Genomic DNA, 22,346 nt, shown 5'->3' with positions numbered 1-22,346 from the left:
TTAAATTAATTAAAAATTTTAATTAACTTGTTAATTTCAGCGATATTTTCTAAATGAATAATAAAATTATTTTTCTTATGGGTGCAAGAAAAGCCGATTTTATTTAAAATTTGTTTTAAGCTTTGCATAGAATTTTCAAATTCTGTATCTTCTTTTTCAGCATTATTTTCTATTTTTTCTTTATTTTTTAATTTTTGAGCAATTTTTTCTGTTTCTCTTACATTGAGTTTTTGACCTATGATACTGTCAACTAGCATTTTTTCATCTTTTTCATTTAATCCAACTAAAACTTTAGCGTGACCTTGAGAGATTTTACCTTCAATAATAAGTTTTTGAGTTCGATTATCTAAATTTAAAAGTCTTAAGGTATTAGTAATTTGAGTTCGACTTTTATGAATAAGTTCAGCTAAATTTTCTTGAGTAATATTATGCACCTCGATTAAATCTTTATAAGAATGGGCAAGTTCTATAGGATTTAAATTTTCTCTTTGAATATTTTCTATAAGAGCAAGTTCTCTAAGTTTAATTTCATCTCTATCAGATACAAAAGCCAATATATTTTCTTCGCCTAAAATTTGAGTAGCTCTTAGTCTTCTTTCGCCTGCAACTAAAATAAATTTATCTTCTTTTTGCAATACTATAATAGGTTGTATTAATCCATATTCTTTAATAGAATTTGCAAGTTCGTTTAAAGCTGTTTCATCAAAAACTTTTCTTGGTTGAAAGGGATTTGGGATAATTTTTTTAATCTCAATAAGTTTAACTTGATTTTTATCAAGCCCAAGTTCTCTAGTATATACTTCTTCTACATTTCCCATGAGGCTTTTTAAACCTCTATCTTTATTTAATCCCATTTTTTATCCTAAAATTGAATAAGCTAAATTTTGATAAGCTAAAGATCCAGGCGATTTTATATCATAAAGTATGATAGGTTTGCCAAAACTAGGACTTTCTGCTAATTTAACATTACGTGGAATAACGATAAAATCATCCTCATTGCCATTGATTGTAAAAAGCTGTTTTTTAAAATTTTGCTTTAAGTCCTCTACAACATCCTTAGAAAGATTGTTTTGAGAACTATACATAGTTGGCAAGAAACCTCTTACTTTAAGTTTAGGATTAAGTGTTTTTTTAATGATTTTAATAGTATTTAAAACCATAGCAACACCTTCTAAGGCATAAAATTCACATTGTATAGGGATGATAACACTATCACTTGCAGCAAAAGCATTGATAGTAATACTTCCAAGTGCTGGTGGAGAATCTATAATGATAAAATCATATTCATCTAAAACTTCTTGAATTTGATTTTTTAATACGGTTTTCTTTTCATTGTTTTCGCCCTTAGCAAGTTCTTGCTCTATACCTACAAGTCCAATATTTGATGGAGCTAAATGAAGTTGTGGTAATTCTGTTTTTAAAATAATATCAGAAAGCTTTTTTCTGCCTATAAAAACATGATAAATATTATATTCATAATTATTGCGGTTAAATCCAAGTCCTGTTGTAGCATTAGCTTGAGGATCAACATCAATTAAAAGTACTTTTTTTTCTGCTACTGCTAAAGAAGCTGCTAAATTTACAGCTGTTGTTGTTTTTCCTACACCACCTTTTTGATTTGCTATTGTAATAATCTCGCTCATCTTAAACTATATACCCTTTTATTATCTAATAAAATTGATCCATCTTGATATAAACAAGCATCTTTAAGTGAAAAAATTCTGCCTTCATAATGGACGCTAAAATGTCTTGATTTTTCAAATTCTAACATATACTTGCTAAAAATATTCTTCCATAAAATTTTTTTTTCTAGCTTTTTTACAAACTCTTTAACTAAAATTTCAATTGGTATTTTAATATCACATAAAGCCCTATTTTCTGGAGCAAAAGCTATATTCAATCCTATGCCTCCAATGATAAAATTAGTAATTTTTGTACTTATAATCCCCCCAGCTTTTTTATCATCTAAATATAAATCATTAGGCCATTTAAGCCATATTTTAGAACCTTTATTGGCTAAAATTTCTTTGATTAAATAGGCAAAATAAATGCTAACTGAAGCTAAAGGTAAATCTTTAGGTAAATCTTCTTCTTTTAAGCAAAAAGAAAGATGTAAATTTCCCTTTGAGCTTTGCCATGAATTTTCCCTACTTCCTACTCCTTGAGTTTGTTCTAAAGCATATAAAGCAGTATTGTTTTTTATTTTTCCACTGCGAATTTGATCACATAAAAAAAGATGAGTTGAATTAATACTTTTAATACAAACAATCTCCAACTTTTAACCTCTTTCCATTTAGATAAGTACGTCCATCAAGGACTTTTTTTCCACTTTCTTGCAATTTTTTTATACGTAAAATGCCTTGTTTGCAAGATAATAAAAAACTTTCTTTTTCTAATTCTAAAATTTCTCCTTCTTGATTAAATTGCTTATTTTCATCTATAAGTTCTAATTCTAAAAATTTTAAACCATTGTTTAAAAAAATATTTGGCCAAGGATTGAAAGCAAGATATTTTTGATAAATTTCTTTTGCATTATATAAAACAATCATCCCATCTTCTTTTTTTATTTTTGTACATTGGGTTGCTAAATTTTCATCTTGTTTTTTTGGGATTAAATTTTTAAAATTTAAAAGAGTGGAAATGATAAGCTTTGCAGCTAAATTTGCTAATATTTCAAAAACTTCGCTTGAATTTTTATTTTTAATATTACATTCTAAACTTTCAAGTATGGGGCCTGTATCAAGTCCTTCTTCCATAAGCATAGTACAAACCCCGCTTTTTTCATCACCATTTAAAATAGCACTTTGAATAGGGCTAGCACCACGATATTTTGGTAATAAAGAAGCATGCAAATTCACGCAAGGGGCTATATCTAAAATAGCTTTAGGTAAAATTTTTCCATAGGCAGCTACTACAATAAAATCAGGTTTTAAATCCCTAATTTGTTCAATAATTACTTCATCTTTTAATGATTTAGGTGTGAAAATTGGAATATTAGGGGAGTGATTATTTAAAAAAGCTTTAGTGTGACTTGGAGTTAAAATTTGTTTTCTACCTACAGCCTTATCAGGTTGAGTAAAAAGTGCTATAATATTAAAATTTTTATTTTCTAAAAGAGCTTTTAAAATGCAAGTTGCATAAGCTGGGGTTCCCATAAAAATTATTTTTTTCATTAGATCCATCTTGATATTTTTTTTAAAATGGTATCTAATTTGAATTTAAAAATGCTTTATCTTTAGTATTCTTTATTTTTTATTATTTGAAAAGTTTATAATAAAAAATAATTTGGAGTTGAAAAATGTCTTTTATCATTGAAATGCTTAAAAATAATAAGTTAAAATTTTTATCTTTTTTATTTTTTTCTTTTTTAACGAGTATTGTTGGAGTTTTTACTTTAATTTTTATAAATGATTATTTGCTTAAAAGTGTGCAAAATATACCTATTTTTTACTTTCTAATTTTACTTTTAGTTTTTTTTATAAGTTCGACTATAGTAGAGCTTGGATTGAGTATTTTTGGGCAAAATTTTATTTTTAAAATGCAAAAACGCATTGTAAAACAAATTCTAGATACTCCTTTATTACGTGTAGCCAAAGTGGGAAAAGCAAGAATTCTAGCATCTTTAGGTTCTGATGTTAGAAATATATCTTTTGGGCTTTTGCGTTTGCCTGATTTTTTGCAATCAAGTATTTTGATTTTTTGCACAAGTGTTTATTTATGTTATCTTTCTTTTGAAATTTTTATTTTTTGTGCTGTTTGGATTGCGATTATTTTTATAACAAATCATTTTTTAATGATGAAGGTTTATTATTATTTTCGCAAAGCTAGGGAAAATGATGACGCTTTGCAAAATAATTATCAAAATATACTCGATGGGCATAAAGAACTTTTAATTAATCAAGATAGGGCTAAACTTTATTATGAACTTGAATTTGAAAATAATGCTAAAGCAAAAAAAATAAATAGCACCCTAGGAAATCTCTTCAATAATTTATCAAATAATTGGACCAATATAACGCTTTTAGCTTTGGTAGGCATGGAATTTTTTCTAGCTTTAAAGTATGATTTAGCAAGCGTAAATGAAGCAACAACTATAGCTCTTTCTATTTTATTTTTGAGAACTCCTTTGGTTTCTATGATCTCTTCTTTTCCTACCTTGCTTTTAGCAAAAATCGCTTTGGATAAAATTGAAAAATTAGAATTAGATGAATATAAAGAAGGTTTTGAAAAGATAGATTATATTAAAGACTGGAAACAAATTTCTTTTAAAAATGTTTCTTTCTCTTATGATAAAAATTTCAGTTTAAATCCTGTAAATATTGATATAAAAAAAGGCGAACTTGTATTTTTAATCGGTAAAAATGGAAGTGGAAAATCAACTTTTTGTATGCTTTTAACGGGACTTTTTAAGCCAAGTAATGGTGAAATTTATGTAGATAATATACGAATTGATGATGAAAAAAGTTTAAAACAATATAGATCGCTTATTTCTGCTGTGTTTAGTGATTTTCATCTTTTTAGCAAAACTTTAAGTAAAAATGGTTTTGCAAGTGAAGATAAAATTGCTTTTTGGCTTAATTTTTTAGAGCTTAAGAATAAAACAAGTGTTGTAGATAATGAGCTAACTTTTACCAAGCTTTCCACGGGACAAAAAAAGCGTTTAGCTATGCTTATAGCTTTGCTTGAACAAAGAGATGTTTTAATTCTTGATGAATGGGCTGCAGATCAAGATCCGGTATTTAGAAAATTTTTTTATAAAAAACTTTTACCCTTACTAAAAGCACAAGGAAAAACTATTTTTGCCATTACACACGATGATGCTTACTTTGATAGTGCTGATCGAATTTTACTCGCACAAGAAGGTAATATAAGTGAGCTAAGAGGAGAAAATATTAAAGAAAAAGCTAAAAATTTAATCGATCAATTTGAGTGAGATTTAATGATAATTTTTTAGATTATAATGTGGATGATATAATATTTTTTAGTTTTTAAAATTCCCTAGAATTTTTACTTTGTAATTAAAATAGCATGCTTATAAAAATTAATATTTATATTCAATAACTTTTGAAATATTATAAAATTTTATATTTTTAATAGTTATTTGCTTAAACTTTTGTTTATATTTAAGCAAATAATAACTTTTTTATAGAGTTTTTTCTATATCAATGTAAAATTTAGCTATTTTATTATAAGCAACTTCCCAAGCTTTAAGAGTAGCTTCATCTGGATTTAAAAGACTTTTTATGGCTTTTAAAAGACAAGTTCCAACTATAGGATAGTGCTCCTCTTTAACTCCTAATTTCACATGAGTTATGGCAACTTTATCAACAAAAGATCTCATTTTTTCTAAATCATCTATATTTTTAGCTGCAATTAAAATTGCCATTGCTAAAGCTTTTGGTTGTTCTCCTGAAATTTGTTTTTCCATGTTAAACATAGATTTTACTTCAGGATAATCATTAAACATGATTTTATAAAATTCTTTGGTAAGTTCCTCTCCATTTTTTTGTAAAGTTGGTATACAATCTTTAATGATTTGAATTTGTTCTTGAGTCATATTTCCCCTTAAAATAATATTTTAAAACAAGGGTAATTATATATAAAATCAAAGGATAAAAAAATAACCTATGTTAAATTATTAAAAAAATCTCTCATAAGCATAGCTAAGCCTTTGTAAAAATCGCTTTTTGCTTCTTTTTCTAAATCTTCATTCCAAGCATTAAACCAAGTAAAAAATTCTTTTTCTAAAAATTCTTTTAATATTTCTTCGTTATTGTTTTTTAGCAATTCTTTAATAAATAAAAGTTCGTTAATCAAACTATCTTGAGGTTCGTTTTCTAAAAAAGTCAAAAAATTATATTTTAAAAAGATATTTTTGACTTTTTCGGAATTGTTTGAATAAATTTCTTTGTCTTTATCAAGATAAAAAGAAGCATAAGGTGGAGCTTTAACAAAATCAATATCGCTTAAAAAAAGACAGGTAAAATCATATCCTATTATTTTTTCATCTTCTTTAGAATAGCTTAGTAATTTTAGAGCTTGTTTTTGCAAAGGATTTTCATTTTTTAAAAACCACCTTTGCCAGAGTTGTTCTTCTTGAATTTTCTTTAACAAATCTTGCTTAGGCGGATTTTTAAAAAAAGTAATGAAAATATCTATTGCTAGATGTTTCATTGAGGATATCCAAGCATTATTTGTGTGCTTATTAAGCCATAAAATAGCATTCTAGTAATAAATACTCCTATAAATGCACATAATAGGGCAAAATAGGTAAAAAATTTGCTTTGGAATTTTTCATAAAGATAGTTATTTAAATACCAACAAGTAATACTTAAACCTAAGAAAGCAAAAGATAAGCTAATAAACCAAATATAAGCTCCTCCTAAAAGCTCAAAAGGATTTACAAGTCCCATAATCCAAGTTTGCCCTACATGTAAAGTTTGTAAAACAATAGCTGTACTTAGGAGCCCTATACCTATAAGTCCTGCAAAAAAAGACATTTTTCTTTCATGCTTACTTTTTTCAAAAAAACAATAATAAAGAATAGAACCTAAAAAAATTGCACTAGCAAAAAAATAAAGTAAGGTGATTTTAAAATCCCAAGTTGGAACGCTTTTTTCCATAGAACCATAAGCTCCACTCATAAAGAAAATTCCTAAAATTCCAGATAATAATGCTAAAAAAAAGATCCATTTTTTATTTTTATAATAAAGTAAAAAACCAAAAATGCAAACAAGAGAAGAGAATAAAATTTCATTATTCATCCAACCTATATACCATTGATTATTAGCATAAAAAAATCCAATACGATTTATAACATTAAAAATATGCTTTATATCATTTAGGTGAAAAAAAGAAGGTATGAAAGCTATGATCATAGCTATACCTAAAAAAAGTCCAAAATATTTTAAATGAGTAAAATTCTTATAGCCATTTAAAAAAGCAGGAGTATAAACAAAACTAAGACCTATTACTGCTTGAGCTAGTATGGTAAAAAGTACCAAAGGCATTTCGCTAAAAATATGATTAAAGGATGTCATTTTTTACTCCTTGATAATTTTGCGGCAAATAAAAAATTGCACTTTTATTTCCCGAAGGTAAGCTATGTTTTTCAGGCACTATGCATAAATTTGGATGCGTAATGCTTGCATCAGGTAAGGGGGTTATCGAAGCTAAATTCCCGTGTTTTTCTCTTAGTTTGGCAATATCTCCAGCTTTCAATGCTCTAAAAGGACAAGAATCCACACAAATTGGATTTTTTCCTTCTTTGAGTCTATCATAACAACCATCACATTTGCTCATATGCCCACTTTCGTGATTAAATTGTGGGGCTCCATAAGGACAAGCCATAGCACAAGCCTTACACCCTATACACATGCTATCTTCAACTTTCACTATACCCCATTTTACCTTCATAGTTGCACCTGTAGGACAAGCTTTAAGACAAGCTGGTTCGGAGCAGTGATTGCAAGATATAGAAGTATAATAAGCAAAAACATTTTGTTCTACACTTCCATCTTCTTCTTTGCAAGTCCAATTACCGCCTTCTGTTTCAAAAACACGACGAAAATTTACACCAACGGGCATATTTTTATAATCTTTGCAAGATAAAGAACAAGTTCTACATCCTACACATTTGCTTTGATCGAGCATGAAGCCAAATTGTGAGTTTTCTTCTAAATTCATTTTATACTCCTTAAACTTTTGCAATTTCTACTAAAATAGAATGTTGCCCATTACCTTTTGAAATAGCAGTTGGTACTATACTTGCCAAAGAATTAACACAAGTTCCCACATCGATACCATTTTCATATTTAGCCCAAGCTCCTTGAGGAGTGACTGCACAGCCTGGTATGATTTTTGGCGTTACCTTTGCCATTCCTTGGATAATACCTAAGTCATTTCTAACTTGGATAATATCACCTGTTTTAATACCTCTTGCTTGTGCATCTATAGGATTTATCCAGATTTCTTGAGGATTTGTTTCTCTAATTTGTGGAATTTCCCAAAAACTAGAATGAGTCCTCCCTTTATAGTGATATCCATAAAATTGTAAAGGATATTTTTCTTTTAAAGGATCAAGTATACCCTCTCTTTGACTTTCAAATACAGGAATAGGAACAATTTGTTGCCCTTCTCTTAATTTCCAAGTTTTTTGCATTTTGGCAAGTTCATTACTATAAATTTCGATTTTTCCACTAGGGGTTTTTAAAGGATGATTGATGGGATCTTTTATAAAATCTTCAAGTGCAACAACGGGTTTGACTGGATTAAATTTTACAAGTCCTTTTTCACACATTTCTTCAAAATTTGGCAAGAGTGGATTTTTTTTCATGCTTTCTTCATAAAGATATTTTAACCAATCTTTTTGGGTTTTTCCTTCGCTAAATTCTTGCTCTATGCCTAATCTCTTAGCAAGTTCAATACACATTTCATAAATAGGTTTTGCTTCACCTACAGGCTCTATAGCTTTTTGGCAATAAATAATATAAGGTCTATTGCTATAATATCCTGCGCTAGGTCTAATAAAATCTTCTTGCTCTAGCATAGTCGCATCAGGTAAAATATAATCAGCATAATTATTCGATGGAGTTCTTGTAACATTAATATCAACAATGCATTCACACAGACTTTCATCACTTAAAATACGATCAACTTCTTTAATAGTGCTGTGTTGATTGGTTAAACAATTTCCTGCTGTATTGAAAATAAATTTGATATTTTGTTTGAGTTGTTTTGTCCCTCGCACTCCATCACTAAGATCTGTCATTTCTTTACCACGATAAATAGCATCAGTATATAAAAAACAAGGGATAGAATCTTTAATAGGATTTTTATAAGGCATTCCCATAATATCATAAGTTTTACTTGATCCAGTGCGACAACCTGTATTGCCTCCTTCTATGCCTATGCTGCCTATCATACAGGCTAACGTTGCAATAGCTCTTGCATTTTGTTCCCCATTAGAATGCCTTTGCACTCCCCACCCTTGCTCGATAAAGCAAGGTTTAGTTAAAGCAATTTCTCTTGCAAGTTGAATGATGCGGCGAGATGGAATTTTTGTGATTTTACTAGCCCACTCAGGAGTTTTTTCTATGTCATCACAAACCCCTAAAACATAACTTTCATAACTTGAATTTTTGGGTGCATCGCTTGGTAGGGTGCTTTCGCTAAAACCTATAGTATAAGTATCAAGAAATTTCCTATCAAGCAAATTTTCTTTAATCATAACATAAGCTAAAGCTGCAATTAAAGCTGCATCTGTTCCAGGAGCTATTGGAATCCATTCATCACAATGCCCTATGCAAGAGTCATTATATCTTGGATCAATATGGATAATCTTACAATTACTTTCTTCTAAAGCTTTGTGATAAGCATAGCCTATACCACCTCCACCCATTCTAGTTTCTACATGATTGGCACCAAAAAAGATAGCGAGTTTTGCAGAACGCAGAGTCGCAATATCGCTCGCTGGAGATCCTCCATAAAAATAATTCATAGCATTTGTAATTTGAGCTGTTGAATAAGAATTATGATAATTTAAATAACCTCCATATAAGCTTAAAAGTCTTGCCCAAGGACCCGAGGTGCAGCGATTAATAATAGTTCCAGTAGTTCCTGTAGCATAAGTGATAAAAAATGCTTCATTTCCATATTTATCTTTAGTTTCTTTCATTTTTAAAGCGATTTCGTCAAATGCTTGTTCCCAAGAAATAGGCATAAATTTACCTTCACCTCTTTTTCCTACTCTTTTTAAAGGTCTTTTAAGACGATTGGCATTATAAACCTTATATCTTGAACTTCTACCTCTAACACAAGCTCTAGCTTGACGTGTGTCAAATTCATCTTTTCCTTCATTGTCTGTGCTAACGTATTTTATAATTCCATCTTGAGTATGAACTTTAATAGGGCATTTTGTTCCACAATTTACATTGCATCCTGCCCATTTTATTACCATAGGAGAAGTTTTTAATAAATTTGAGCTTAGTTGCATAGGAGTTAAAGCTAAACCACCAAACAAGGAACTCCATTTTAAAAAATCTCTACGATTTTGCTGCATGTGTACTCCTTTATATTTTGTTACAAAATATTTAATTATTATAATCCAAAAAAATATAAAATTCAAATAAAATTAAGATAAAAATATCTAAAAATAGGAATTTATTTGTATAATTTTAATATTTAATTATCATTTATATTTATTCTAATTTTTGTAAATATTTAAATTTTGTAATTTAAAAATTTTATATTAATTTATCCCCCATAGGGGCTTGTAGCTTATATTAGTTTTATCTTATAATTAAATAAATATATTATTTCAAGGAAAAAGATGTTGAGATTTTGGGTTTTTATCTTAGTTTTATTTATCAATTTACAAGCAAAGATTCCAAAAGACACTTTAATAATCGCAGTAGAAAATGAAATTTCAAGGATAAACCCTGCATATAGCGAAGATCATGATGTGCTTATTAATCTGATTTTTTCAGGACTTGTTTATTTTGACCAAGACATGAATTTAAAACCGGATTTAGCGAAATCTTGGAAAATTAGCGAAAATGGATTGGTATATGATATTTTTTTAAGAGATGACGTTTTTTGGCATGATGGTATAAAATTTAGCGCTCAAGATGTCAAATTTAGCATAGATGCTTTTAAAAATTCGAAAAACAATTCTCCATTATATGTTAATTTTGATAATGTAAAAAAAATACAAATAATCAATCCTTATCATATAAAAATTACACTCGATAAGTCTTATCCAGCTTTTTTAGATGCTTTAAGTATAGGAATATTGCCAAAGCACTTGCTTGAAAATAAAGATTTAAATACTGCTCATTTTAATGAGCATCCTATAGGCACTGGAGCATATAAATTTGTTGAATGGAAAAAAGGAGAATATGTAAAATTACAAGCTAATGATAAGTTTTATCGAGCTAAGGTTAAAACCCCAAAATTAATCATCAAGCATATTTTTGATCCTTTAATTGCAAGTATAGAGCTTAAAAATGGCACAATAGATGCTGCTTTGATTGATAATTCTTTATTAAATATTTTTAAAAATAATCCAAAATTTAAGATTTTAAGAGAAAAATCAGTTGATTATAGGGCTTTAATGTTTAATTTAAATAATGAATTTTTAAAAGATGTGAGAGTAAGAAAAGCATTAAATTATGCTGTAGATAGAGAAAGTATAGTGAAAAATCTCTTGCACGGATATGGCACAGTTGCATTTCATCCTTTGCAAAATTCTTGGGCTAATCCTAAACATTTTAATTTTTTTAATTATGATCTATTAAAGGCAGAAAAATTGCTTTTAAATGCTGGTTTTACTAAAAATAAAGATGGAATTTTTCAAAAAAATAGAAAAGAGTTAAAATTTCAAATTTATGCCATGAGTAATGATCCTTTAAGAGTAAGTTTGGCAGGAATTTTGCAAAGTGAATTTAGAAAAATTGGAGTTTTAACGCAAGTTATATCAAAACCAGCTGGTAGTTTTGATTATTCTAAAGCTGATAGTTTTGTTATTGGCTGGGGAAGTCCTTTTGATCCTGATTTTCATACTTTTAGAGTTTTTGAAAGTTCTCAAGATAGTGATTTAAATGAACAAGGTTGGAATTTTGGACATTATCATAATAAAAAAGTTGATGATTTTTTGCTTAAGGCTAGAAATACTTTCAATATAAATGAACGTAAAAAATACTATAAAGATTTCATTGATGCTTTATATGATGATCCTCCTTTTATTTTTCTCGTTTATTTAGATTTTGCTTTAGTTTATGATGCTGAGATTAAAGGAATTGAGTCTAGAATTTTAGGTCATCATGGCGTAGGTTTTACCTCGAATATTTATGATTGGAGTAAGCAATAGTGCTTTTGCGGTTTATTTCGGGTATTATGGTTGCATTTTTAAGCACTTTTTTATGTTTTGTTATGCTTTATTTTAGCAAAGGTAATATTGCTTATGCAAATGGTTTAAATTCTCAAAATAAAGAATTTGTTAAAAGAATAGAAAAAAATTTAGGACTTGATAAACCTTTATTAATTCAATATAAAAATTGGCTTTTTAAAGCTTTTAGGGGAGATTTTGGAGTATCTTTTTTGAGTGGAGAAAAGGTATTAAAGATCATAAAAGAAAGATTTTTAAATACTTTGATTTTAAGTTTTAGCGCTTTAAGTATTTTATTTTTTTTGAGTATTTTCTTGGCTTTTGTAGAATATCATTTTAAAAATAGTTTTATAGAAAAAATAATTACTTTTATAACATTAAATTTTTTTGCTCTACCTCCTTTAGTGATCGCATTAATTTTTATATTTATTTTTAGCTTTTTTGGAAATTTTTTATCAATGGATGATATAGAATTTAAAAATGATTTTTTCAGTCGTTTAAAATATCTTGTTTTTCCTATTTTGGTTCTTGTTTTATCTCATTTAGCCTTATATCTAAGAATAGCAAGAAATCTTATTTATGAATGTTTTGATCAAATTTTTATTCAAAATCTTTACGCTAGAGCTTTAAAGCAAAGGGATATTGATTGTTTGGTTTTAAAGTATTGTTTAGGTTCAATTGTTTCTTATTTTGGAGCTACTGCTTTAAATTTTGTTATGGGAACTTATATTGTAGAAAATATTTTTAATTTTAGCGGTGTTGGATTTTTAATGATTCAAAGTATTATTTATAAAGATTTTCCTGTAGTTTCGGCTTTAATTTTTTTAAGTGTTCTTTTTACAACATTATTAATTTTTATCAGTGATATCATTTCTCAAATTTTAAATCCAAAATTAAGAAAGTATTCTCTTGTTTAAATTTTTTATTTATCTTTCACCTTTAATTGCTTTATTCATATTAGCTTTATTGGCGCCATTTTTAGCTTCATTTGATATCTTATCAATACATTTACAAAATGCTTATCAAGCTCCTAGTCGAATTTATATTTTAGGAACTGATTTTTTAGGTAGAGATTTATATTCTCGTTTGCTTTTTGCTTTAAGAAATTCCTTAATAATAGGAGTTTTTAGTTCGTTTTTATCTATTTGTTTTGCGATTTTTTATCTTTTTTTAGCTCGCTTATTTTTTTATGCTTTTTGGATGAGGATATTAGATCTTTTTTTAGCTTTACCCTCTTTTTTATTATTAATGTTTTTTCAAAATTTTATTAGTATAAATATGTTATTAATGAGTGTGCTAATCGCTTTATTGCATTGGTGTTTTATCGCTAGAATAATTGAAAGCGAATTAAAAAAAATGCAAAGTTTGGAATTTTACAAAGCGAGTATAGTTTTAGGAAGAACTCCTTTGAAAATTTTTTTAAAAGACCTTTTACCAGCTTTGAAATCATTGATTTTTATACTTTTTGTTTTTAATATTATCCATGCTATTGCTACAGAATCTACTTTAAGTTTTTTTGGACTTGGTGTAGGATTTGAAATTCCAACCTTGGGAATTTTATTAAATGATTTTTCAAAAGCAGTGTTTGTAGGAGCTTGGTGGATTATTTTTTTTCCGCTTTTAACTCTTGTATTACTTTTTTTACCACTTTTATGGTTGGGTAATTTTTTACAGGATCGTTGGGGGTTAAGATCTTGAGAATTAAAAATTTAAACATAAGTTTTAAAAATAAAATTTTGCTAAAAAATATTAGTTTTGATTTAAAAAAAGGTCAAGCTTTAGTTATATTAGGAGAAAGCGGAATAGGGAAAAGTATATTAAGTAAAGCTTTAGTAAGACTTTTAAATTCTGATTTTATTTTAACTGCCGATGAATTTAGTTTTAATGGAATTGAAATTTTAAAACTAAATAAAAATCAACTTAGGCATTTTAGATCCAAAGTAGCGCTAGTATTGCAAGATAGTGAATCAAGCTTGTATCCTTATATAGATATAGGAAAATTATGTTCTCTCATTTTAAAAACTCATACAAATTTAAATCAAAATGAATATAAAAAATATGTTTTTTCTTATTTTGAAAAATTAGGATTTGAAAATTTGGATTTATTGTGGCATTCTTATCCTTATGAGCTAAGTGTAGGAATGGCTAGGAGGGTGAGTTTAGCTTTGGCTTTGTTACATAGACCAGAAGTTTTAATTTGTGATGAGATAAGTGCTTCATTAGATGAAAAAAATAATCAAAAAATTATTGAAATTTTAAAAGATTTAAAAAAAGATAAAGCTTTAGTTTGTATTACTCATGATTTACATTTAGCAAATTCTTTAGCTGATAAATTTCTTCTTATAGAAAAAGATCAAGCTAGGCTTTATATTTCGAATCTATTTTTGGAAAAAAATAATGCTTAAAGTGCATCATTTAAGTAAATTTTATGAAATAAGAAAACATTGGTATTTAAAGAAAGAAAAATATATGATTTTTAAAAATATCAATTTTTCTTTAGATCAAGGTGAAAATTTAATGATTTTAGGGCAAAGTGGTTGCGGAAAAACGACTTTAGCAAAAATACTTTGCTTTTTAGAAAAACCAAATGAGGGTGAAGTTTTATATAAAAATCATAATCTGCACAAGATAAGCAAAGAAAAACAAAGACTTTTAAGAAAAGAGATACAATATTGTTTTCAAGATCAAAAAATGGCTTTAAATCCTTATAAAAAAATTAAACATTTAATACAGGATGGCTTGGAAAATTTTTATTTAAAAAAAAATAATGATATAATTTTTGATTTTTTAGATCGCTTTGGTTTAAAACAACAAATTTTAGAACTTAAACCTTATGAACTAAGCGGTGGAGAAGCTTCTCGTATAGGACTTATTCGTGCTTTAATTTTAAAACCAAAATTATTGATTTTAGATGAAGTAACTTCAATGCTTGATACAAAAAATTCTAATGAAATTCTTTATTTTTTAAATCAATATCAGCAAAAATATAATATTTCTTATATTTTTATAACTCATCATAAAAATTTATTTGATAAATTTAAGTATAAAAAAATCCAATTTTAATATAAAATTAACACAATTTTTTTTACTCTAAGTTTTAATATAGAAAATTTAGAGTAAAATATTATCTTTATTGGGATAAATTTTATTGCAAGACAATAAAAAATGTTTAAAATTGAAGAAGGAGAGCAAATGTCTCATATAGATGTGGCACACCCTTATTTTGGTATCTTTTTAATGATAGTGCTTGCTAGCATAATCTTTTTTGGATTAGTTTTTTTAGCCTCAAAAATTGGTAATAATTTTGCGTCAAAAAATCGAAAAAGATTAGGACTTGGAATTTATGAATGCGGCCCTATACCTGTTAAACAAGCAAATAAAATTAATTCTCAATTTTTTATTGTCGCTTTGATATTTATTCTTTTGGATATTGAAGTTGTATTTTTATTTCCTTGGGCTTTAATTTTTAAAAATTTAGGATGGTTTGGACTTTTAGAAGTATTCGTTTTTATTTTGCTTTTAGGAGTAGGTTTTTTATATGCATATAAAAAAGGAGCGTTTACATGGCAGAGCATCAAGTAAATTATGCTAGCGGTTTACCGGTAGTTTTAACCAGTGTTGACAAACTCGTTCAATGGGGTAGAAGCAATTCTTTATGGGCTTTATCATATGGTTTGGCATGCTGTGCTATAGAAATGATGGCAGCAGGGGGTTCAAGATACGATTTTGACCGATTTGGAACTATTTTTAGAGCCTCTCCTCGTCATAGTGAAGTGATGATTATTGCAGGAACTCTAAGCAAAAAACACGCCGAATTTACAAGAAGGCTTTATGATATGATGCCTGAACCTAAGTGGGTTATTTCAATGGGAAGTTGTGCAAATACTGGAGGAATGTTCAATACATATTCTACGGTACAAGGAGTAGATCGTATTATACCTGTAGATATTTATGTCCCAGGTTGTGCTCCTCGCCCTGAAAGTTTTCAATTTGCTTTAATGATTTTGCAAAAAAGAATTCGCAAAGAAAAAGCAAGTCGTAAAATTGCACCAAAAAGGTTGGTATAAAGATGAGAAAATATAGCGATAAAAAAGATGTTCAATTAAAAAACTACTATAAAGATAGGTTTTATCATGCTCCACATACAACCAAGATAAATATTGATAATAGTGATTTTAAACAAGATTATGAAATTTTAAAAGATCAAATTGGAATTTTAGATTCTTTTGTAGAGCTTGATTTTTGGGTGATTAAAATCAATAAAGAAGACAATATTAAAACCTTGCAAATTCTTAAAAATTTAGGTTATGTATCTTTTACAGAAGCAAGTGCTGTTGATTTTGTTGCTTCTAAAAACGGTTTTGAAGTTTTTTATCAACTTTTAAATATTGATAAAAAAATAAGAGTAAGAGTCAAAACTTTTGTAGGAGTTAAAGAAAGACTGCAAAGTGTTACTAGTGTTTTTAAAGGGGCTAATTGGAGCGAAAGGGAAATTTATGATATGTATGGAATATTTATCATCAATCATCCGAATTTAAAACGTATTCTAATGCCTGATGATTGGTATGGTCATCCTCTTTTAAAAACTTATCCTTTAAAGGGAGATGAATTTGCACAATGGTATGAAATTGATAGAATTTTTGGAAAAGAATATCGTGAAATTGTTGGACCTGAACAAAGAGATTCTGGTTTTGTAGATGATAAAGATACTCTTAATTTTGCAAGAATTTATCATGAAACCGCTAAAGGAACCAACCCTAAAGAAGTATCCTTTAAACAAGAATATCAAGAAGATGAAGGTGTTGCTTTTGTAAAAAAAGTTAAACGAGATCAAGCAAAAATCTTAGAGAAAAGGCGTTAAAATGCAAATTCCTAGCAAGTTAAAACCTTATTATGAAAATATAGCTTTTGAACAAGAAGATTCGAAGATGATTATTAATTTAGGGCCTCAACATCCTTCAGCACATGGAAATTTGCGTCTTATTTTGGAGCTTGATGGAGAACAGGTTGTTAAGGCACGTCCAACTATTGGTTATATGCATCGTGGTATGGAAAAAATGGCTGAAAATATGATCTATCAAGAATTTATTCCTACGACTGATAGAATGGATTATGTTGCAGCTTCTTCAAATAATTACGCTTATTGTGCCGCGGTTGAAAAATTATGTGGTTTAGAAATTCCGCGTAGAGCTCAAGTTATTCGTATGATACTTTTAGAGCTTAATCGCATTGGATCACATTTACTTTGGCTTGCAACTCATGCACTTGATATTGGGGCTATGACGGTATTTTTGTATTGTTTTAGAGAAAGAGAATATGTTTTAGATTTGATTGAAAAATATTGTGGAGCAAGATTAACACATTCTTCAATGAGGATTGGCGGAGTAATGCTTGATTTGCCTGAGGGGTTTTTGCAAGAACTTTTAGCCTTTTGTGATAAATTTCCTAAAGATATTGCTGATTATGAAGCTTTATTAGATGATAATCGAATTTGGCGTTTAAGAACTGAAAATGTTGGTGTGGTAACTAAAGAACAAGTTTTAAATTGGGGTTGTACTGGAGTGCTTTTAAGAGGAAGTGGAATTTGCTACGATATACGCAAAGAGGAACCTTATTTACTATATGATGAGGTAGATTTTAGTGTACCTTATGCAACTCAAGGGGATTCTTATGCAAGATATAAAATTTATATGCAAGAATTTAGAGAAAGTCTTAAAATTTTAAGACAATGTGCAGCTCTTTACAAGGATACACCACCTGAAATTTTAGCTAATCATCCAGAATATGTTAGTGCTTCAAAAGAGCAAATTTTAACACAAAATTATTCACTCATGCAACATTTTGTTTTAGTTACTCAAGGTTTAAAACCTCCAAAAGGTGAAGTTTATGTGCCTACTGAAAGTCCAAAAGGTGAATTAGGATTTTTTATTCATAGTGATGGAAGTGGGAGGCCTTATCGTTTAAAAGCTAGAACTCCTAGTTATTGGCATTGTTCTTTTTTTGAAGAAATGCTAGTGGGAACATATTTAGCGGATGTAGTTGCAATCATGGGTAATGTAAATATAGTTTTAGGTGAGATTGATCGATGAGAAGGGTAGATTTAAGAAAGAGCAAGGTGCTCTTTGAGGATTTAGCACAAGTTATTAAAGAAGCTAAGGCAGGAGAAGTATTAGTGATTCTTTTTGAAATTGGTGATTTTTCTGCCGTAGAAAAAAGTTTTTCTTTCGTAAAAGAAAATGGATGCGAACTTCTTAATTCTTTAAAATTTAATCAAGTTGATTGGACTATAGTTATTAAAAAGGAAAGTGTATGATTTATGAAAAAGCACTTTGTTTTTTAGATATGCCAAGTATCAAAAATAAAGATTTATGCACTCGAATTCAAGGGGAAAATATTAATATTTCCTGTCTAGAAGATAAGTTTTTAAAAGCTAAATTTTATAAATGCGAAATTGCGAGTTTGAGTTTTGTTTTAGCTTTGCTTTGTAAAATGAGCGATGAAAATACTTTTAAAGATTTAGATGAAGGTTATTTAAGCGCTGAATCTTGTTTTGGGGAAGAAGAAGCAAGTGATACATTAAATTTTTTAAAAATGGCAAAATATTTAATTATAGATAAAAATATTGATTTATATAAAGATAACGAAAATATTAAATATTTTTTAAATTTTTTAAGTGAAAAATTTAAACTTAAAATTATAGATACTAATGAAAAAGAATGCAATTTTGAAAATGCAAAATTTCATCCTTTAAAAGAATTGGATAATTATGATGGATTAGTGCTTTTTAAAGCTGATTTAGAAGATAATAATTTACATTGCTCAAAGCAATTTTTACAAATTTCAAAATGCAAAGATCGAAGCGAAGTAGAAATTTTAGCCAAAGATTTCAATCTTAAGACCACACTTTGTTTAGATGAAAATTTACAAGGTACTATTGGTTTTTTAAATCATGAAAATTTTGGTTTTGATTTTACTCAAATTCGCATAAAGGAAGCAAAATGACAGTTAAAATAAATGGTATAGATTGCGCCTTTGAAGAAGGCGAATATATCCTTAATATAGCAAGAAGAAATGATATTTTTATTCCTGCAATTTGTTATTTAACCGGCTGTAGTCCTACTTTAGCATGTCGTATGTGTATGGTAGAGGCTGATGGTAAAAAAGTTTATTCTTGTAATACTAAAGCAAAAGATGGTATGGTTGTAGAAAGTGATTTGCAAAATTTATGGGATGAAAGAAATGAGATTATGCAAGCTTATTGCATTAATCATCCATTAGAATGTGGAGTTTGTGATAAATCCGGAGAATGTGAACTTCAAAATTTTACACATAAATCTAGAGTAAATACGCAAAAACATTGGATTAAAGATACTCATAAGCCTCATAAACACTGGGGAATGATTAATTATGACCCTGCACTTTGCATTGTTTGTGAACGTTGTGTTACAGTTTGTAAAGATAAAATTGGAGAAAGTGCTTTAAAAACTGTTCCTCGCGGAGGGGATAGTGTTGATACCAGCTTTAAAGAAACAATGGGTAAAGATGCCTATGCAATTTGGACGAAATTTCAAAAAAGTTTAATTGGTCCTTCAAATGGAGAAAGTTTAAATTGTTCATTTTGTGGAGAGTGTACAAGTGTATGTCCAACAGGAGCTTTAATTGGATCAAAATTTCAATACAGTTCTAATGCTTGGGAGCTTACAAGAATTCCAGCGTCAAATCCTCATTCTAGCGATTGTGAGCTTATGTATTATGATATTAAACAAAGTGGCATTGGTGATCAAAAACCTAAAATTTATCGTGTAAGTAATGATTTTGCTTTCGCAACTTTAAATAAAGCTGCAAGATTTGGTTTTGATACTGAAAATGAAGCTATAAAGGATGAAAAAGCTTTTAATGAACTTGTAACTCTTTTTGAAAAAAATGAAATTAAAAATATTAAATTTAATAGTTTTATAACTAATGAAGAAGCTTTGATTTTACAAAATTTAAAGCATAAATTTAATCTTAATCTTATTAATGAAGAGGCTTTAAAATTTAAAGAATTTCTCAATGAATTCATAGAAAATTCAGGAGAAATGTATAATGCTATAAGTGATGATATTACTAAGAGTGATTTTTTAGTAGTTTTGGGGACTTTATTAAGATATGATGCGCCAACTTTAAGCTATAAAGTTAATAATTCTTTAGTGATGAATAAAGGAGCTGGAATTTATTTTCATCCTATAGGAGATTTAGGCGTTGAAAAATATTCTAAAAATTTTATTTCATGTATTCATAAAAGTGGAGATGAGGAACAAATTTTATATTTTTTACTTCAAAAATTTTCAACAGATGAAAGTGTTAAAACTCATTTAGCAGAATTTTTTGTTAAAGAAAATAAAGAAATTGAAGAAACGATTAATGAAGAAGTAATTGAAAAAGTTATAGAAAAAGATAAAGAAGGAAACGAGGTTGAAAAAGAGGTAAAAAAACTTGTTCCAAAAAAAGTAAAAAAGAATATAGAAGTGCAACGTTCTGTTTTTGCTAAAAATTTAGGTTTAGATGAAGATAAACTCGAAGATTTATTGCTTAAAAAGTCTAAATTTACTCTTGTGGTAGGTAGTGATTTTTATTTTCATCGTGATGCCAAAAAACTTGCTAAATTATTAGCTTTGGTGCAAACAAGTACCCCTTTTAAAGTTTTTTTAAATCCTACGCATACTAATACTTTAGGTGTAGCTATGATTTGTGATTTAAGTGCTGATAAGGTTCAAGGTAAAACTTTGGGTTATAATGAAAAAGGAGATTTTACATTTTCTTATGAAGAGCATGCTAATTTAGCAAGTTCTAGTTTAAATCAACAAGAAGGAACATTTTTAAATTATGATAAAAGAATAGTTCCAACAAATGCTGCTTTAGAATTTGGTGGATATTATTTAAATGATTTAGCTAATGCTTTAGGATTTGATCAAGAATATACAATTGATTATACAAAAAGATTGCCTATAGATAAAGGTTTTTCTCCTATTGAATTTGATAATCTGGAGAATTATTATACTAATGGTGGAGAATGTAAAAGAGGTTATCAACTCAATTTGAATTGTTTCAAGAAAAATGCCAAGAAAGAATTTGTGACTCCAAATTTTAATATTTTAGAGCCAAAAGATAATGATATTTTACTTTATAGTGCAAATCCTAGTTATCAATTTGGTAGATTTTCTAATCGCGCAAGTGCAATTAGCGAAGCAATATTTATTGGAATTAGTGAAAATTTAGCTAATGAAAGAAATTTAAAAGATAAAGATTTGGTAAAAATTACCATCAATAACAAAGAAATAAGCTTGAGTGTGCGTGTAGATAAGGATCTAAAAAATGGAGCTTATTTGCCATATTTTGATGAAAAAATTGATACTTTGAGTTTTTTTGATCAAAGATTTGTTTTAGCGCAAATACAAAAAATAGGAGCAAACAATGAGTGAATTTGCTTTTTTTGCTTTAGTAACTTTAATAAAATGTGTTATTGTGATTGCATTTTTTGCTACATTAGCAGGACTTGCAACCTATGCTGAAAGAAAGGTTTTGGCGTATTTTCAACGTCGTATAGGACCTGATATGGTTGGTCCTTTTGGTTTAATTCAACTTGTTGCTGATATGATTAAACTTTTTACGAAAGAGGATATTATTCCTTATAATTCTCAAAAAATTATTTTCGCAATCGCACCTCTTTTGTCTGCTATTTGTGCCTTTGTTTCTTTAGCAGCTATTCCAATGTTGCCTGAATTTACACTCTTTGGACATATTGTTCAGCCTTTAATTTCTGATATTAATGTAGCTTTACTTTTTGTTATAGGAACTTCTGGACTTTGTTTTTATGCAGTATTTTTAGGTGGGCTTTCAAGTAATAACAAATGGTCTATTTTAGGTGCTGCAAGAGGGCTTGTGGCTATTATTTCTTATGAAAGTGTTGGAGCCTTAGCTTTAATAGCTATTGTCATGCTTGTGGGCTCTTTTTCTTTGGTAGATATTAATAATTATCAAAATGATGGAATTTTGTCTTGGCTTATTTTTAAACAACCTTTAGCTTTTATACTTTTTATTATAGCCCTTTTTATTGAGACCAATAGAACTCCGCTTTGTTTAACTGAAAATGATGCTGAAATTGTTGCTGGTTATGGAACAGAATACTCTGGACTTCGCTGGGGTATGTTTTTTATCGGGGAATACGCTAGTATGATAGCGGGTGCTATTTTAATTTCTTTATTGTTTTTAGGAGGTTTTAATAGTTTTTGGATTATTCCTGGTTGGATTATGATGATATTAAAATCAGTGTTTATTTTCTTTTGGTACTTTTGGGCTAGAGCCGCTTTCCCTCAATTGCGTCCTGATCAGGTAATGAGAATGTGTTATTTAATTTTAATTCCTTTAGCGGTTTTAAATCTTTTAATTACAGCCTTAGCAGTGCTTTTATAGGAGTTTA

Annotated in this window: 23 protein-coding genes; 14 read left to right on the top strand and 9 right to left on the bottom strand. The window is 28.3% G+C overall.

From position 1 onward, the window contains the following. Window positions 1-5: 5 nt before the first annotated feature. From ACD570_RS00375 to fmt, 4 genes are read right to left on the bottom strand one after another with little or no spacing between them, the layout of a single operon-like run. A complete protein-coding gene (locus tag ACD570_RS00375; protein WP_200279836.1) occupies window positions 6-854 on the bottom strand; it encodes a ParB/RepB/Spo0J family partition protein in 849 nt (282 codons plus the stop codon). A gap of 3 nt (window positions 855-857) precedes the next feature. Then, a complete protein-coding gene (locus tag ACD570_RS00370) occupies window positions 858-1,643 on the bottom strand; it encodes a ParA family protein (RefSeq protein ID WP_137624032.1) in 786 nt (261 codons plus the stop codon). After that, window positions 1,640-2,275, bottom strand: coding sequence for a biotin--[acetyl-CoA-carboxylase] ligase (locus ACD570_RS00365; RefSeq protein WP_337196855.1), 636 nt, complete (start codon window positions 2,273-2,275; stop codon window positions 1,640-1,642). The genes ACD570_RS00370 and ACD570_RS00365 overlap by 4 nt, the downstream gene beginning before the upstream one ends. Further along, window positions 2,256-3,173: a methionyl-tRNA formyltransferase gene (fmt, locus tag ACD570_RS00360; RefSeq protein WP_337204949.1), complete on the bottom strand. Its 918-nt coding sequence runs from the start codon at window positions 3,171-3,173 to the stop codon at window positions 2,256-2,258. Before fmt ends, ACD570_RS00365 begins: the two co-directional genes overlap by 20 nt. A gap of 125 nt (window positions 3,174-3,298) precedes the next feature. Between fmt and ACD570_RS00355 the strand changes: the two genes are divergently transcribed. Next, the gene (locus tag ACD570_RS00355; RefSeq protein WP_337200001.1) at window positions 3,299-4,933 is read left to right on the top strand and encodes a multidrug ABC transporter permease/ATP-binding protein; all 1,635 of its coding nucleotides are present in this window, start codon (window positions 3,299-3,301) and stop codon (window positions 4,931-4,933) included. 210 nt (window positions 4,934-5,143) lie between these two features. Here the strand turns inward: ACD570_RS00355 and cgb are convergent, their stop codons facing one another. The 5 genes from cgb to ACD570_RS00330 form a co-directional block, all read right to left on the bottom strand. Continuing rightward, on the bottom strand, window positions 5,144-5,557 hold the full coding sequence (gene cgb / locus ACD570_RS00350; protein WP_337207611.1) for a single-domain globin Cgb: 414 nt from the start codon (window positions 5,555-5,557) through the stop codon (window positions 5,144-5,146). 68 nt (window positions 5,558-5,625) lie between these two features. Then, window positions 5,626-6,174: a TorD/DmsD family molecular chaperone gene (locus tag ACD570_RS00345; protein WP_337207610.1), complete on the bottom strand. Its 549-nt coding sequence runs from the start codon at window positions 6,172-6,174 to the stop codon at window positions 5,626-5,628. Then, a complete protein-coding gene (locus tag ACD570_RS00340; RefSeq protein ID WP_337200004.1) occupies window positions 6,171-7,040 on the bottom strand; it encodes a dimethyl sulfoxide reductase anchor subunit family protein in 870 nt (289 codons plus the stop codon). Before ACD570_RS00340 ends, ACD570_RS00345 begins: the two co-directional genes overlap by 4 nt. Further along, a complete protein-coding gene (locus ACD570_RS00335) occupies window positions 7,027-7,686 on the bottom strand; it encodes a DMSO/selenate family reductase complex B subunit (protein WP_239820232.1) in 660 nt (219 codons plus the stop codon). Before ACD570_RS00335 ends, ACD570_RS00340 begins: the two co-directional genes overlap by 14 nt. Window positions 7,687-7,696: 10 nt before the next feature. After that, window positions 7,697-10,060: a DMSO/selenate family reductase complex A subunit gene (locus ACD570_RS00330; RefSeq protein WP_417904302.1), complete on the bottom strand. Its 2,364-nt coding sequence runs from the start codon at window positions 10,058-10,060 to the stop codon at window positions 7,697-7,699. 270 nt (window positions 10,061-10,330) lie between these two features. Here ACD570_RS00330 and ACD570_RS00325 point away from each other — a divergent pair, with 270 nt between their 5' ends. The 13 genes from ACD570_RS00325 (at window position 10,331) to nuoH (ending at window position 22,339) form a co-directional block, all read left to right on the top strand. Beyond that, complete coding sequence (locus ACD570_RS00325; RefSeq protein ID WP_200279859.1) at window positions 10,331-11,869, top strand: ABC transporter substrate-binding protein; 1,539 nt, start codon at window positions 10,331-10,333, stop codon at window positions 11,867-11,869. After that, window positions 11,869-12,804, top strand: a complete 936-nt coding sequence (locus tag ACD570_RS00320) for an ABC transporter permease (RefSeq protein WP_337204944.1) — start codon at window positions 11,869-11,871, stop codon at window positions 12,802-12,804. Before ACD570_RS00325 ends, ACD570_RS00320 begins: the two co-directional genes overlap by 1 nt. Continuing rightward, window positions 12,797-13,585 (top strand): ABC transporter permease, encoded by a 789-nt coding sequence (locus tag ACD570_RS00315; protein ID WP_239820236.1) that lies wholly within the window; start codon window positions 12,797-12,799, stop codon window positions 13,583-13,585. The genes ACD570_RS00320 and ACD570_RS00315 overlap by 8 nt, the downstream gene beginning before the upstream one ends. Further along, on the top strand, window positions 13,582-14,292 hold the full coding sequence (locus ACD570_RS00310; RefSeq protein WP_337204943.1) for an ATP-binding cassette domain-containing protein: 711 nt from the start codon (window positions 13,582-13,584) through the stop codon (window positions 14,290-14,292). Before ACD570_RS00315 ends, ACD570_RS00310 begins: the two co-directional genes overlap by 4 nt. After that, window positions 14,285-14,950 carry an ATP-binding cassette domain-containing protein gene (locus ACD570_RS00305; protein ID WP_239820238.1) on the top strand — a complete coding sequence of 222 codons (666 nt, stop codon included), beginning with the start codon at window positions 14,285-14,287 and terminating at the stop codon, window positions 14,948-14,950. The genes ACD570_RS00310 and ACD570_RS00305 overlap by 8 nt, the downstream gene beginning before the upstream one ends. A 129-nt stretch (window positions 14,951-15,079) precedes the next feature. Then, window positions 15,080-15,469 carry an NAD(P)H-quinone oxidoreductase subunit 3 gene (locus ACD570_RS00300; RefSeq protein ID WP_239820769.1) on the top strand — a complete coding sequence of 130 codons (390 nt, stop codon included), beginning with the start codon at window positions 15,080-15,082 and terminating at the stop codon, window positions 15,467-15,469. Continuing rightward, window positions 15,451-15,954, top strand: a complete 504-nt coding sequence (locus tag ACD570_RS00295) for a NuoB/complex I 20 kDa subunit family protein (RefSeq protein ID WP_200279878.1) — start codon at window positions 15,451-15,453, stop codon at window positions 15,952-15,954. Before ACD570_RS00300 ends, ACD570_RS00295 begins: the two co-directional genes overlap by 19 nt. A 2-nt stretch (window positions 15,955-15,956) precedes the next feature. After that, a complete protein-coding gene (locus ACD570_RS00290) occupies window positions 15,957-16,748 on the top strand; it encodes an NADH-quinone oxidoreductase subunit C (protein WP_200279881.1) in 792 nt (263 codons plus the stop codon). Between the two features lies 1 nt (window position 16,749). After that, a complete protein-coding gene (gene nuoD, locus ACD570_RS00285) occupies window positions 16,750-17,976 on the top strand; it encodes an NADH dehydrogenase (quinone) subunit D (protein ID WP_200279884.1) in 1,227 nt (408 codons plus the stop codon). Next, the gene (locus ACD570_RS00280; RefSeq protein WP_200279887.1) at window positions 17,973-18,200 is read left to right on the top strand and encodes an NADH-ubiquinone oxidoreductase subunit E family protein; all 228 of its coding nucleotides are present in this window, start codon (window positions 17,973-17,975) and stop codon (window positions 18,198-18,200) included. Before nuoD ends, ACD570_RS00280 begins: the two co-directional genes overlap by 4 nt. Then, a complete protein-coding gene (locus tag ACD570_RS00275) occupies window positions 18,197-18,889 on the top strand; it encodes a hypothetical protein (protein WP_200279890.1) in 693 nt (230 codons plus the stop codon). Before ACD570_RS00280 ends, ACD570_RS00275 begins: the two co-directional genes overlap by 4 nt. Continuing rightward, complete coding sequence (locus ACD570_RS00270; RefSeq protein ID WP_417904301.1) at window positions 18,886-21,348, top strand: NADH-quinone oxidoreductase subunit G; 2,463 nt, start codon at window positions 18,886-18,888, stop codon at window positions 21,346-21,348. The genes ACD570_RS00275 and ACD570_RS00270 overlap by 4 nt, the downstream gene beginning before the upstream one ends. Next, on the top strand, window positions 21,341-22,339 hold the full coding sequence (gene nuoH / locus ACD570_RS00265) for an NADH-quinone oxidoreductase subunit NuoH (RefSeq protein WP_417904300.1): 999 nt from the start codon (window positions 21,341-21,343) through the stop codon (window positions 22,337-22,339). Before ACD570_RS00270 ends, nuoH begins: the two co-directional genes overlap by 8 nt. Window positions 22,340-22,346: the final 7 nt, after the last annotated feature.

Source organism: Campylobacter sp. LH-2024, from assembly GCF_048270605.1.
In the GTDB taxonomy this organism is placed as follows: Bacteria; Campylobacterota; Campylobacteria; order Campylobacterales; family Campylobacteraceae; genus Campylobacter_D; species Campylobacter_D molothri.
Note: the sequence above shows the minus strand (reverse complement) of the source record. Positions and strands in the feature narration are given on the sequence as shown.